This is a genomic window from Mesorhizobium sp. WSM1497 (assembly GCF_001672455.2).
Taxonomy (GTDB): domain Bacteria; phylum Pseudomonadota; class Alphaproteobacteria; order Rhizobiales; family Rhizobiaceae; genus Mesorhizobium; species Mesorhizobium ciceri.
Genome location: NZ_CP021070.1, coordinates 4,974,404 through 4,986,757, shown reverse-complemented (window position 1 = coordinate 4,986,757; position 12,354 = coordinate 4,974,404). Strand labels below are relative to the sequence as shown.

At 61.9% G+C, this 12,354-nt stretch carries 13 protein-coding genes; 9 read left to right on the top strand and 4 right to left on the bottom strand.

The genetic code is table 11. The features are described from left to right. Positions 1 to 28 precede the first annotated feature (28 nt). The 7 genes from A9K65_RS24480 (at position 29) to A9K65_RS24450 (ending at position 5,283) form a co-directional block, all read left to right on the top strand. A complete protein-coding gene (locus A9K65_RS24480) occupies positions 29 to 850 on the top strand; it encodes an enoyl-CoA hydratase (protein WP_064995429.1) in 822 nt (273 codons plus the stop codon). 10 nt (positions 851 to 860) lie between these two features. Then, the gene (locus tag A9K65_RS24475) at positions 861 to 1,283 is read left to right on the top strand and encodes a VOC family protein (RefSeq protein WP_027162400.1); all 423 of its coding nucleotides are present in this window, start codon (positions 861 to 863) and stop codon (positions 1,281 to 1,283) included. Then, positions 1,283 to 2,065: an AAA family ATPase gene (locus A9K65_RS24470; RefSeq protein ID WP_064995428.1), complete on the top strand. Its 783-nt coding sequence runs from the start codon at positions 1,283 to 1,285 to the stop codon at positions 2,063 to 2,065. Before A9K65_RS24475 ends, A9K65_RS24470 begins: the two co-directional genes overlap by 1 nt. Beyond that, positions 2,062 to 2,826 carry a GNAT family N-acetyltransferase gene (locus A9K65_RS24465; RefSeq protein ID WP_024504600.1) on the top strand — a complete coding sequence of 255 codons (765 nt, stop codon included), beginning with the start codon at positions 2,062 to 2,064 and terminating at the stop codon, positions 2,824 to 2,826. Before A9K65_RS24470 ends, A9K65_RS24465 begins: the two co-directional genes overlap by 4 nt. Beyond that, positions 2,813 to 3,334 carry a CoA-binding protein gene (locus A9K65_RS24460; RefSeq protein ID WP_024504599.1) on the top strand — a complete coding sequence of 174 codons (522 nt, stop codon included), beginning with the start codon at positions 2,813 to 2,815 and terminating at the stop codon, positions 3,332 to 3,334. Before A9K65_RS24465 ends, A9K65_RS24460 begins: the two co-directional genes overlap by 14 nt. Before the next feature lie 226 nt (positions 3,335 to 3,560). Continuing rightward, positions 3,561 to 4,841, top strand: a complete 1,281-nt coding sequence (locus A9K65_RS24455) for an O-acetylhomoserine aminocarboxypropyltransferase (protein ID WP_064995427.1) — start codon at positions 3,561 to 3,563, stop codon at positions 4,839 to 4,841. Between the two features lie 94 nt (positions 4,842 to 4,935). Continuing rightward, positions 4,936 to 5,283 (top strand): cupin domain-containing protein, encoded by a 348-nt coding sequence (locus tag A9K65_RS24450; protein ID WP_064995426.1) that lies wholly within the window; start codon positions 4,936 to 4,938, stop codon positions 5,281 to 5,283. Between the two features lie 397 nt (positions 5,284 to 5,680). On the opposite strand, the gene A9K65_RS24445 is transcribed toward A9K65_RS24450, so the two are convergent. Both A9K65_RS24445 and A9K65_RS24440 read right to left on the bottom strand, forming a co-directional pair. Next, the gene (locus tag A9K65_RS24445) at positions 5,681 to 6,748 is read right to left on the bottom strand and encodes a hypothetical protein (RefSeq protein WP_245321891.1); all 1,068 of its coding nucleotides are present in this window, start codon (positions 6,746 to 6,748) and stop codon (positions 5,681 to 5,683) included. 24 nt (positions 6,749 to 6,772) lie between these two features. Then, entirely contained in the window at positions 6,773 to 8,023 is a 1,251-nt protein-coding gene (locus A9K65_RS24440; protein WP_064995425.1) for a cytochrome P450, read from the bottom strand. A gap of 104 nt (positions 8,024 to 8,127) precedes the next feature. On the opposite strand from A9K65_RS24440, the gene A9K65_RS24435 reads away from it, so the two are divergent. Next, positions 8,128 to 9,231, top strand: coding sequence for an FAD-dependent oxidoreductase (locus tag A9K65_RS24435; RefSeq protein ID WP_064995424.1), 1,104 nt, complete (start codon positions 8,128 to 8,130; stop codon positions 9,229 to 9,231). Positions 9,232 to 9,256: 25 nt separating this feature from the next. On the opposite strand, the gene A9K65_RS24430 is transcribed toward A9K65_RS24435, so the two are convergent. Together A9K65_RS24430 and A9K65_RS24425 are read right to left on the bottom strand one after the other, a co-directional pair. After that, complete coding sequence (locus tag A9K65_RS24430; protein ID WP_064995423.1) at positions 9,257 to 10,636, bottom strand: pyridoxal-dependent decarboxylase; 1,380 nt, start codon at positions 10,634 to 10,636, stop codon at positions 9,257 to 9,259. A 49-nt stretch (positions 10,637 to 10,685) separates the two neighbouring features. Then, on the bottom strand, positions 10,686 to 11,276 hold the full coding sequence (locus A9K65_RS24425) for a hypothetical protein (RefSeq protein ID WP_064995422.1): 591 nt from the start codon (positions 11,274 to 11,276) through the stop codon (positions 10,686 to 10,688). Positions 11,277 to 11,613: 337 nt separating this feature from the next. Here A9K65_RS24425 and clpP point away from each other — a divergent pair, with 337 nt between their 5' ends. Then, entirely contained in the window at positions 11,614 to 12,243 is a 630-nt protein-coding gene (clpP, locus tag A9K65_RS24420; protein WP_013532191.1) for an ATP-dependent Clp endopeptidase proteolytic subunit ClpP, read from the top strand. Positions 12,244 to 12,354: the final 111 nt, after the last annotated feature.

Sequence of the window (12,354 nt, the reverse complement as noted above, 5' to 3'; positions counted from 1 at the left end):
CCCAGCGGAATCGCGGAGAACCTTATCCATGGCCGAAATCCTTGCCATCAAGCCTGCCGCCGTTGAGGGTCCGGTGGTTGCACAACTGGACAAGGGCGTGCTGCGCCTCACACTCGCCAATCCGCCTGCCAACGCGCTGTCGCTGGCGGTGATGGCGGCGCTGACGGCCGAACTCGAGCGCGCCAGGGCCGACAAGGCCGTTCGCGTCATCGTCTTGTCGGCTGCCGGCAAGGTGTTCTGCGCCGGCCACGATCTCAAGGAGATGACCGCGCGCCGCACTGACCCCGATCATGGCAAGGCCTTTTTCGCAGAGACGTTTGCAGCTTGTGCGACGCTGATGCAGGCGATCGTGTGTCATCCAGTGCCTGTCATCGCCGAGGTTGACGGCCTGGCCACCGCCGCCGGGCTGCAACTGGTCGCCAGCTGCGACCTGGCGATCGCTTCGCATGAGGCGACCTTCTGTACGCCGGGTGTCAACATCGGCCTGTTCTGCTCGACGCCGATGGTGGCGCTGTCGCGCAACGTCTCGCGCAAGCAGGCCATGGAGATGCTGTTGACCGGCGAGACAATCGATGCGGCAACCGCCAAGGAATTCGGCCTGGTCAACCGCGTCGTGCCGCGTGAATACCTGAATCAGATCGTCACCAAATACGCGCAAACCATTGCTTCCAAATCATCTTTGGTGGTCAAGACGGGCAAGGAGGCGTTTTACGCGCAGGCCGAAATGGGGCTGGCGGATGCTTACACCTATACCGGCCGGATCATGGTCGAAAACATGCTCGCGCGCGACGCCGAGGAAGGCATCGGCGCCTTCATCGGCAAGCGCAAGCCGGAATGGACGGACGAATAGGAGCAGCACCATGGAGCCGCGAATCTCTATCATTACCATCGCCACCGATGATCTGGACCGCGCGGTGCGCTTCTACGAGGCTATGGGCTTGAAGCGGCATGCCGGTATCACCGACGGTGTCGCCTTCTTCCAGATGGGCGGCGTCATTCTTGGTCTGTTCCCACGTGCCAGCGCAGAAGAGGATTCCGGCATTGCCTTCGCCGCGGCGCCATCGGCGGTCTACCTCGCCTACAACACCCGCTCCGACGCTGAAGTCGACGACGTGCTCGCCAGGGCGGAAAAAGCCGGCGGCCGCATCGTCAAGCCGGCCGGCCGCGCCTTCTGGGGCGGCTGGTACGGCTACTTCGCCGACGCCGACGGGCATGTCTGGGAAGTGGCGCACAATCCGGCCTTTCCGATCGCGGAAGACGGCACGATTTCGCTACCTGGCTGATGGCCCATCGCAAGCAGCTGACGCGGCTCAACGCTCCCTATCTGAAGCGCATCCTGCTCGATGCCGTGCGGGTCGAGGATTGGGAAAAATATCCATGGAACCTGCCGCTGTTTCGCGGCCACGACTTCGAACTCGAATTCACCACGCCGATCACCATCATCGTCGGCGAGAACGGCACCGGCAAATCGACGCTGCTCGAGGCGATCGGTGCGCTGGCCGGCTATGACGAAGCCGGTGGCGGCAAGGGATATAGGCCGGTCGACCATTCCAGCGCCATCGACAAGAGCGGTGCTGCGCTGGCAAACACGTTCCGTGGCCACTGGCTGCCGAAAGTCACTGCCGGCTGGTTCTTTCGTGCCGAATCCTTCTACTCCGTGGCCCGATATCTCGATCAGGCGGCACTGGAAGACCCTTTCAGGCCCCCGCCGCCGGACTTCCTGTCCTGGTCGCATGGCGAGGGCTTTATCCGTTTTTTCGAGGAGCGCTGCCGCAGGCAAGGCATCTACATCCTCGACGAACCCGAAAGCGCACTGTCGCCGACGCGACAGATCGAGCTGCTCAAGATGCTGCGGCGCATGGACCAGTCGGGCACCGCGCAAGTGATCATGGCGACGCATTCGCCGCTGCTGATGGCTTGTCCTGGCGCGCGGCTGTTCCGCATCAGCCGGTTCGGGCTCGATCCCACGGATTTCAGCGATACCGATCATTTTCGCATGATGCGCGACTTCTGCACCGATCCGCAGGCCTTTATGGAGGAAGCGCTGCGGGAGGATGACGCGTGAGCGCCGGCGATGATGACCTCAACTGGCGCGTCGAGCAGGCGTGCCGCGAAGGCTGGCCGGCGGCGACCGAGACGTTGGTTGATGGCTGGCTTCTGCGGCGATCGGGCGGACGGATCCGGCGTACCAATTCGGCCAATCCCTTGCGCGGCGAGCGTGGCGCGCCTGATGCAGTCATCGACGCCGCCGAGTCCTTCTACATCGGCCACGGCCAGACGCCCTTGTTTCGGGTTCCCGGCATCGCCGGCGAGCTCGAAGCCGCTCTCGACCATCGCGGCTACCAGCCGGAAGGCGGCACGATCCATCTCCATGCCGGGATCGGCGACCTGGCTGAATTTCGCGATGAGCAGGTCACCGTTTTGAAGGTGCCGGGCGAGGACTGGCTCGCGGCGCGGTTCCGCATGGGAGCCTTTGACGACGCCGAGCGCCGCATCTTTCGCGAGATGACCGGGCTGATCGTCGGCGACCGGGCGTTTGTGTCCTATGAACGCGACAGCCAAATTGCCGCCCTGGCCTATGGTGTCATCCGCAATGGCCTGCTTGTGGTGGAATCGGTTGAAACCGATGGCCGTTTCAGGCAGCAAGGCCTGGGCCGCAAGACCGTCGGCGGCCTCATCGGCTGGGCGCGGCGGGCAGGGGCTCACGCCGCATGCTTGCAGGTGGTGGCCGACAACACACCGGCCCGCGCTCTCTATGCCTCGCTTGGGTTCAGCCGTGAACTTTACCGATACCACTACCGCAGGAAGCCGCATGAACCACGATAGCTACGACAACACTTACATTGCCGGCATCCTCAATTCGGTGAAGACCATCGCCATGGTCGGCGCGTCCGCCAATGATGTGCGGCCAAGCTATTTCGTGCTGAAATATCTGCTGGCCAAGGGATTTTCGGTGTTTCCGATCAATCCTGGCCAGGCCGGCAAGGAGATCCTCGGCCGGATGACCTATGCGAGGCTCGCCGATATTCCGGAGCCGATCGACATGGTCGACATCTTTCGCGCGCCGGCGGCGGTGCCCGGCATCGTCGACGAGGCGTTGCGGCTCGATCCCTTGCCGAAAGTGATCTGGATGCAGCTTGGCGTGCGCCATGACGAAGCAGCCGCGCGCGCCGAGGCCGCCGGCATCAAGGTGGTGATGAACCGCTGCCCCAAGATCGAATATGGCAAGCTGTCCGGCGAGATCGGTTGGACCGGCGTCAATTCCGGCGTGCTGTCGTCGAAGAAGCCGCTGATGCGGTCGGGATTCCAGAGTTTTGGCGTGCGGCAGAAGTAGTGCACGTCGCTCAAAAGTGCGCAGCGGTTTTGGGATAACGACGTGCACCAAAAGCAAGGCCTGACGCGCGATGCGCCTTAGGCGCAAAATTATTCCTTAGGCCAGCGCATTTTCTCGGGCCTCGGCCGCAGATCGCTAGCCGAAGGGTATTTTCTTCTTTGCATTCGCGCTCATGCTTCGCCAAGAATGCCCGGCGATTTCAAGAGTTTCAAAAGGGAGGTTTTCAGTGACCCGCACGCCAGGTTTCAACACGCTCGCCATCCATGCCGGCGCCAAGCCCGACCCGGCGACCGGCGCGCGTGCCACGCCGATCTACCAGACGACCTCCTTCGTCTTCGACGATGCCGACCATGCCGCTTCGCTGTTCGGGCTGAAAGCCTTCGGCAACATCTACACCCGCATCATGAACCCCACCCAGGCGGTGCTGGAAGAGCGCATGGCGGCCCTCGAAGGCGGCACGGCGGCACTTGCGGTCGCCTCTGGCCATGCCGCGCAGGTGATCGTGTTTCACAATCTGATGCAGCCGGGCGACAATTTCGTCGCCGCCAACAAGCTTTACGGCGGTTCGATCAACCAGTTCGGCCATGCCTTCAAGAACTATGGCTGGGAGGTGCGCTGGGCCGACACCAACGACATCTCGACCTTCGAGAGCCAGATCGACGACAGGACCAAGGCGATCTTCATCGAGAGCCTCGCCAATCCGGCCGGCACCTTCGTCGACATCGAGAAGATCGGTGACATCGCCCGCAAGCACGGTCTGCCGCTGATCGTCGACAACACGCTGGCCTCGCCCTACCTCATCCGGCCGATCGAGCACGGCGCCGACATCGTCGTGCATTCGCTGACCAAGTTCATCGGCGGCCATGGCAACTCGATCGGCGGCGCCATCGTCGATGGCGGCACGTTCGACTGGTCGAAATCGGGCAAATACCCGATGCTGTCGGAACCGCGCCCTGAATATGGCGGCCTCGTTCTGCACGAAACCTTCGGCAATTTCGCCTTCGCTATTGCCGCGCGCGTGCTTGGCCTGCGCGACCTCGGCCCGGCGATCTCGCCGTTCAACGCATTCCTGATCCTGACCGGCCTGGAAACCTTGCCGCTGCGCATGCAGCGCCACTGCGACAATGCCGTCACCGTTGCCGCCTGGCTGTCCAACCACCCCAAGGTCGCATCGGTGAATTACCCCGGCCTGCCCTCAGACAAGAACAACGCGCTGCAGAAGAAGTACTCACCGCTTGGCGCCGGCGCCGTGTTCACCTTCGCGCTGAAGGGCGGCTATGACGCGGGCGTCAAATTCGTCGAGGCGCTCGAGCTGTTCTCGCACCTCGCCAATGTCGGCGACACCAAGTCGCTGGTCATCCACCCGGCCTCGACCACGCACCGCCAGCTATCCGACGAGCAGAAGGTCAAGGCTGGCGCAGGACCGGACACGGTGCGGCTGTCGATCGGCATCGAGGACGTCAACGACATCGTCGCCGACCTCGAACAGGCGCTCGCCAAGGTCTGATTCTTTTACCCTCCCCCTTGTGGGGAGGGTCGGCGCGCAGCGCCGGCGTGGGGGTGAGCCGGCGGATTGCCGGCTCTTTCATGGAGAACAAGTCTTGTCCGTGCACTACTTGACGATATCGACCGACAGCGTCGAACCCGAATCTGGCGCGCCGGCGCCGGATCGGCTGATCTCGGGCGATCCCAAATTCCGCACCTGGAATGTCGAGGAGCGGGAGGGCGGCCTCCACGCCGGCATCTGGGAATCGACCCCCGGCAAATGGCGCATCGCCTATGACGAATGGGAGTTCTGCCACATCCTGTCCGGCGTTTCGGTGGTGACGGAGGACGATGGGCAGGCGCGCACCGTCAAGGCCGGCGACAGTTTTGTGCTCAGGCCCGGCTTCAAGGGCAGCTGGGAAGTGCTTGAAACGACTCGCAAGGAGTATGTGATCAAGCTCTGATCGCTTTCATGAACAATAACAGCGGAGAGCTTGCGCTAGTTTGAAATTCCAGTACAATTAGGTATGGATGTATATAAAATAGCTGTCACTATTGCTTGTATATTTGCGGATGTCTGGATCATAAATTTTTGCATTTCAGTTGTGTTTCCAGCGATCAAATCAGGAATCTATCCTGCGCCCGGTAGGGTCTACCTGCGAGAAACGCACCCGAAGAGATTTTGGTTGGCGATAGTGTTCTTTCCAACGTTGGCGGTTTTTGCGGTGGCCTCGACGATACTGCTGGTATTTAGCATTTGAGGGAAAGTATCGGCCTCCAATAGAGGTTTCCCGCAAGAATCCGAATTTCATTGTCCCGGCTATCTCGGCTCCTCGGTCTGTCGCCAGCGTGCCGGTTTGTCTACTTCGCCGGAAACTGGCTAAGGCAGGCTTCCGAGGCCTTGTCGTGGAAAGTCAGCACGTCGGCGTCCTGCGCCTCGATGTCCGCGTCGGAGATCTCGTCGCGATAATACTGCGCCATGAGATCGAGTCCCTCCTGGCTGATGCCCTGCGTCGGCATCTCGCGGGCGAGGCAGCCGCACAGGGTGAGCGCACGGTCCGGTGATCCGATCTTGTGGTTGGTGAGAATGAAATCCTGCGCCGGACAGGCATCGAGAAAGCCGTCAAAACTCAACTTCTGCTGCGGCTGGTCGCCATGGTTGAAATAGGCTGGCGGCCATTGGTTCTTGCCGCTGGCGACATCGCAGCCGGTGCCGACATCCTTGGCACTGTTCTGGACGGCAAGCAGCGCCGTCCACTTTTCACCCGTCGGATATTCGAAGTTTTCTGCCAGCGACGCGGTGTACATGTCGAGATCGGCCTGCGTGAGGCTGGTTACCTGAAACCGGTTGAGCTGGCACTGGCATTCGGCGCTCACGCGCTCGGCTTCGCCCTCCGCCGGCTGCTCGTTGGATTTGCTTTTCTGGCAAGCCGCCAGGAAGGCCGCGCCGTCGAGCGACGAGGCCGGGAAGGCGTAGGCGTCGAGATAGCGCTTGCCGTCCCAGACGATCGTCATCTGGTCGGACTGCATGTCAAGAAAACCGTTTCGCTTGAAGGCGCTGAGCCCGATCTTGTCCTGCGGCACCAGCCTCGCCCCCGGAATGTCGCCGAGAACCTCCTGGTAGCTGTCGCCTTCCAGGACAAACAGGAAGTTGCCGCAGTTGGTGCCATCACAGCCGGGCGCATAGCGATAGGCGAAAATCTCCGGAAAACCGTCGAGGTTGAGATCGACCTCGATGGCAAAGGATGTCGGCGGCAGGCCCTTCGACCCGGTCTGCCGCTCCAGCAGAACCGTCGCCATTTTCTGGGCGATGGCCATGCTGTTTTGCCACGGGATGTTTTCCGGCTGCTGCTGGGCGGCCGCGATCTCAGGGAATGCGCACGCCAGCGCCAGGGCAAACACCGTCGCCCGTATCGAAAACAATCTCATATCGCAGCCCCAGGCCCGCGATCGTCAAAAGCCGACGGCGAGCCTTTCCAGCCCATGGAAGTGGTAAGTGTCGCGGAAGCTTGGCCTTTCGGCAAGATGCAGCTTCGGGTGCCGTTCGAACAGGGTTTTCAGCGACACCTGCAATTCTAGCCTGGCCAGCGGCGCGCCGATGCAGAAATGAATGCCGGCGCCGAATGACACGTTCTTCTGGTCCGCACGATCCGGCCGGAAAGCTTGCGGTTCGGCGAAGGCGCGCGGGTCATGATTGGCCATGCCCAGCATCAGCCCGATCGTCTGGCCCGGCTGCACGACAATGCCAGGCGCGACTTCGATCTCTTGGTAGGCATAGCGCGTGAACATGTGCAGCGGCGCGTCGAAGCGCAGGCATTCCTCGACCGTTGCCGCGGTCGCTTCGGGTGAGCCGAAGAAGCGGCTGACATCGCCGCCTTGCATAAGGATCGAACGGACAGCGTTGCCGGTCTGATGCACTGTCGCTTCATGACCGGCATTGAGCAGCAGGATCGCCGAGGACACCATCTCGTCCTCCGACAGCTTTTTGCCGTCCTCCTGCGCCGAGATCAGCAGCGACAGCAGGTCGTCGCCAGGGTTCTTGCGTCGCTCGGTGACATGGAAACGCAGGAAATCGGCAAATTCGCCCGCGGCGCGGTTGGCCGTCTCTTCGATCGCGCGCGTGCGGCCATGCATGTACATGGCAACCATCTGGTGCGACCAGTCGAGCAGTTGCGGCCCCATCTCGACCGGCACACCGAGCATTTCGGCAATGATGGTGATCGGCAAGGGCGCCGCGAAGGCAGGCAACAGGTCGACCGTCTTGCCTGGTTCGAAACGGTCGATCAGCTCGTTGGCCAAAGCCTCGACACGCGGCCGCAGCCGTTCGACCTGACGCGAGACGAAGGCGCGGTTGACCAGTGTTCTCAGCCGCGTGTGCACCGGCGGCTCCAGTTCCAGCATCGAATTGGCTTCGACGCCGTCGAAGGCCCTGAGATGGCTGCGGTCCTGTCCAATGCCGCGACTGTCTGGAATGCCGGCCGGATTCTGGCGGCCGAAACGGCGGTCGCGCAGCAGCCGGTTGACGTCGTCGAAGCCGCCAAAGCACCAGAAGCCGAATTCTTCCCAGAAGAAGGCATTCGATGCGCCGTGCAGAAATGCATAGGCCTCGTACGGGTTCTGAAAAAAGGCAGGCTCGTGCGGATCGAGCCGCAGGTGTCGCGTGGCTGGATCAAAGACCAGGCCGGGTGGCGTCAATTTGCTCATGCCAGACCAATAGCGCGGCTTGCCAGTCCGGTTCCAGACCGTATGTTGGCGCCCGCAACCCAATGCGTTGAGCCAGCCGACAAGGCTGCGGAAAGTCTGATCTGATGAATGTGATCGTTGTCGGCGCGGGTATTGCCGGTCTCTCGACCGCGTGGTCGCTGGTCAAGGCGGGTCACAGCGTTTCGGTCGTCGAGCAGGGGCCGATCCCGAACCCGCTGGCCGCGTCGGGCGACCATCATCGCATCATCCGCCGCGCCTATCGCGCGGGGACCGGCTACGGCCGGCTGATCACCGAAGCCTACCAGGCCTGGGACGAGATGTGGGCCGATCTCGGCGAAAGCCACCTCGATCCCAGAGGATTTGTCTGCATTTCGCGCGAGCCCGGCGACGAGGCCGAGGAATATCGCGAGGGCCTGGAAGAAGGCAATTTTCCGTTCGAACTGCTGGAGCCCGATGCAGCCGTGAAACGCTGGCCGTTTCTGGAAGCCGGCTCGTTTCGCTACGCCTATTTCTCGACCGAAGGCGGCGCCCTGCATTGCCGCAAGATCGCGTCCGGCCTGGCAAAGTGGCTGCGCGCCAACGGCGCCAATGTCTACGAAAACAGCAAGGTCGTCGAGGTCGACGCCGAAGCCGGCCACATCGTGTTCGAAAGCGGCGAGACGATGCAGTCCGACCGCATCGTCGTCGCCGCAGGCGCCTGGGTGCTAAAACTGTTTCCGGAATTGGACGGAGAATTGGAGACCTATCGAACCGCACTTGCCTATGTCGAACCGCCGGCCGACCTCAAGGCGGCCTGGCAGGCGGCACCGGTCGTGCTCGATGTCGGCGGCGCGATCGACGGCTATGTGATCCCGCCCTCCGGCGGCGCTGGCATGAAGTTCGGGTCCGGGCTGCACAAGGTGCCGACCAGCGACGCCGATTGGAACCGTCAGCCGGTGGCGGGCGAGGGCGAGGCGATCCGCAACCTGTTTTCGCCGCCGATCGCCCGCATCGCGGAGTATCGTGTGACCGAGGTCGTCACCTGCGCCTACACTTTCACATCAGAGGAAAAATTCATGGCGCATGGAAAGGGCAAATGCCTTGTTGTCTCGGCATGCTCCGGCCACGGCTACAAGTTCGGCGCGGCGGTCGGCAGGCGCGTTGCCGCTGCTGTCGGCGATGGGGATATCGCCGGTCTGAAGGCATGGCTGCGGGCGGAGGTCGCCTGAAACACGAGGCCAAATCCGCAGCGGTTCAATGATTGAGTTCGTCTGCGGCGGCAATGACTTCGGACACAATCGCCCGCACGTCATCCAAGGTCGTCCTGTGATTGACGAAACACGCCCGCAGCGCGAACTGACCGTTGATCGTTGCATTCGACAGATACACGCGGCCGCGCGCGATCACGCGGCGCAGGATCGCTTCGTTGTCCTTAGAGCGGTGACGGAAACAGACCGCGCTTAGCGATACCGGCGCAAGCTGCTCAAGCTCCGGCTGTGAAGCGATTGCCTGTGCCAGCATCTGGGCATGGTAGAGATCGCGCGCGATGGCTTCGCGATAGGCACGGCGCCCGTGATACTGCAGCGACATCCAGAGCTTCAGCGCACGGAAGCGCCGAGACAGTTCGATCGACTCTTCAAAGAATGCAAATGCTTCCGTTGGGTCTTCGCTCAATATCCTGACGTAGTCGTCGCTGTGCGAGAAAGTCGTGCGCGCAATGTCTGGGTGACGATTGAGCAGGCAGCCGCAATCGAGTGGCTGATAGAGCCACTTGTGCGCATCGAGCGACAGCGAATCCGCCAAAGACAGTCCCTGGAACTTTTCCGGGACGGCCAGCGCCGCCAGTCCCCCATAGGCCCCATCGACATGCATCCACAACGCTTCCTTGCGGGCAATGTCTGCGATTTCGGGAAGGGGATCGATCGCACCGGAGATGATGGTGCCGGCCGTGGCCACGATGGCGATGGGCATGTTGCCGATGCCGCGGTCGGCGGCAATAGCTGCCTGGAGGGCATCCGTCCGCATCCTGAATTTGTCGTCGACAGGGATCAAACGGAGATTTTTTCTACCGATCCCCAACAGCGCGACGGCCTTGGGAATGGACATGTGCACTTGCTCGGAAGCATAGATCACGCACGGCCGCACGCCTGTTTCGTTGGCTGGCAGCTTCGCTTCCCGCGCCATCGCCAGGGCCATGAGGTTCGCCGTCGAGCCGCCGCCGCACAGGCTGCCTGTAAATCCGGGGCAACCGACAGCCTCCGCCAACCATTCGACGACGGCGCGTTCGATCGATGTCGCAGCCGGTGCCGAGCGCCACGACGTCACATTCTGATTGAGCACCGCAGCCAGCAATTCCCCCAGCGCGCCGATCGGTTCGCCGGAGCCGACGACATAACCGAAGAACCTGCCGGTTGAAGGCCGCACATGCTCCGCTATCGACTTGAAATCCTGCAAGACTTCCCGACCACGACCGCTCTCCTGCCAAGGCCGCGAGAAGAGTTCCGTCGTCTGTTTGCCGCTGGTCGTGGGATACGTCCGACGTTCCTCGAGGGAGGCCCAATAAGCTTTGGCAAGCGCCAAGGCTTCTTCGGCAAGGTCTGACAATTCCTGATTGGAAATTTCCAGGTCGCGCATGCCCTCAGCCCAACGGAGATCCGCTGCGAAGCAGGGTACGCCATGCGCGCTAATCCTGGCAATGCCTGGGAATATGCACCCGCCGCCAACTGGATGAGCCTTCCCGGACCAAGACGCGACGCGCGACGGTCTGGTAGGAGGCGGGGACATCGATGACGCGCCTTTGTTCCGGCCGCACCAGCACCTCCTCGGCGATGCTGTCATATTGTGCGGGAATGACGACGCGCCGCGTGCGTTCGGGCTGGATCACGATGGTCTCTGCGACGCGTTCGTAGCGCGCCTTGTGCCATACCTTGCACAGCACCTTGCGGCCATGGATGACGCGCCATTCCCAGGAATAGCCGACGCCATCGACCCGGACCGTACGGTAGACGGTGCGGGTGACGGCCGGTACGATCTGGTAGGTCACTTGCGCCGGAACGGTCATCACGACGCGCTCGCGCGTGCCAAAGATAGGGGCGATATAGTCGACCTGCTGACCGGGCGGACTGATCATCACGTCTTCATAGACCGTGTCATAGACGGCCGGACTGCGGACCGGCTCATAACATTCGACGGCGCGGCCGCCGGCCGCCGTCTGCGAAATCGTGCCGAGCACGGTCAGGCCGGCAATGGTGAAGCATGCGGTTTTCCCGGGCATGACACTCCCCTGTTGAACTCTATGCATAAGTTCAACGTTGAATTGTAGAGGAAGCCGTCTCGGAAAAAAGCGGTTTCGGCGCATTTCGTTAAGTGACGCGGTTAAGAAACTGCTACGTTGCGGGGCCGGCGATGCGGCTCCGGACCCGCGGAAGCATCCGCCGCCGCGAATCCTTGGTCAGAAAGCTTGATTCGACTTACCCAGATGGCTAGGAGGGGTCGGCCTTGCACAAGGACGAGCCGGCATCCTATTTACGGAATAACGATCCAGAACCGATTCTGCCCGATCTGCCGGCATTCCCGGCGCCGGAATCCCACCGCGAGATAAGAGATACCTGATGAAGAACCCCGTCGAAACCTACATGAACCTCGTTCCGATGGTGGTCGAACAGACCAATCGCGGCGAGCGGGCCTACGACATTTTCTCGCGCCTCCTCAAGGAGCGCATCATTTTCATCACCGGTCCGGTCGAGGACGGCATGGCGACGCTGGTCTGCGCGCAGCTTTTGTTCCTCGAAGCTGAGAATCCGAAGAAGGAAATCAACCTTTACATCAATTCGCCGGGCGGCGTCGTCACCTCGGGCATGGCGATCTACGACACCATGCAGTTCATCAAGCCGGCCGTGTCGACGCTCTGCATCGGCCAGGCGGCTTCGATGGGTTCGCTGCTCCTGACTGCCGGTCACAAGGACATGCGCTTTGCCACGCCGAACGCCCGCATCATGGTTCACCAGCCTTCCGGCGGCTTTCAGGGCCAGGCGTCCGACATCGAGCGCCATGCCCTTGATATCATCAAGCTGAAACGTCGCCTCAACGAGGTCTACGTCAAGCACACCGGCAAGAGCTACGAAGAGATCGAGAAAACGCTCGACCGCGACCATTTCATGACCGCCGACGAAGCCAAGGATTTCGGCCTCATCGACAAGGTCATTTCGTCGCGCGAGGCGGCCGAAGGGGCGCTGGCATAAAGGCAAGTTGGCAGTTGGATGGCACCATCACGCGCTTTTGGCGCGTCTTGCGGCATTTCGGCCACAATTGGCTGTTCCCTCGGGGGACAGGATTGCCTACGTTAAGGCTAT

Excerpts from the sequence above, each read along its gene's own strand:
- A9K65_RS24480 (WP_064995429.1), top strand. The coding sequence starts at position 29 with ATGGCCGAAATCCTTGCCATCAAGCCTGCCGCCGTTGAGGGTCCGGTG.
- A9K65_RS24470 (WP_064995428.1), top strand. The coding sequence starts at position 1,283 with ATGGCCCATCGCAAGCAGCTGACGCGGCTCAACGCTCCCTATCTGAAG.
- A9K65_RS24435 (WP_064995424.1), top strand. The coding sequence starts at position 8,128 with ATGAATGTGATCGTTGTCGGCGCGGGTATTGCCGGTCTCTCGACCGCG.
- A9K65_RS24430 (WP_064995423.1), bottom strand. The coding sequence starts at position 10,636 with ATGCGCGACCTGGAAATTTCCAATCAGGAATTGTCAGACCTTGCCGAA.
- A9K65_RS24425 (WP_064995422.1), bottom strand. The coding sequence starts at position 11,276 with ATGCCCGGGAAAACCGCATGCTTCACCATTGCCGGCCTGACCGTGCTC.
- clpP (WP_013532191.1), top strand. The coding sequence starts at position 11,614 with ATGAAGAACCCCGTCGAAACCTACATGAACCTCGTTCCGATGGTGGTC.
- A9K65_RS24445 (WP_245321891.1), bottom strand. The coding sequence starts at position 6,748 with ATGAGATTGTTTTCGATACGGGCGACGGTGTTTGCCCTGGCGCTGGCG.
- A9K65_RS24460 (WP_024504599.1), top strand. The coding sequence starts at position 2,813 with ATGAACCACGATAGCTACGACAACACTTACATTGCCGGCATCCTCAAT.
- A9K65_RS24475 (WP_027162400.1), top strand. The coding sequence starts at position 861 with ATGGAGCCGCGAATCTCTATCATTACCATCGCCACCGATGATCTGGAC.
- A9K65_RS24440 (WP_064995425.1), bottom strand. The coding sequence starts at position 8,023 with ATGAGCAAATTGACGCCACCCGGCCTGGTCTTTGATCCAGCCACGCGA.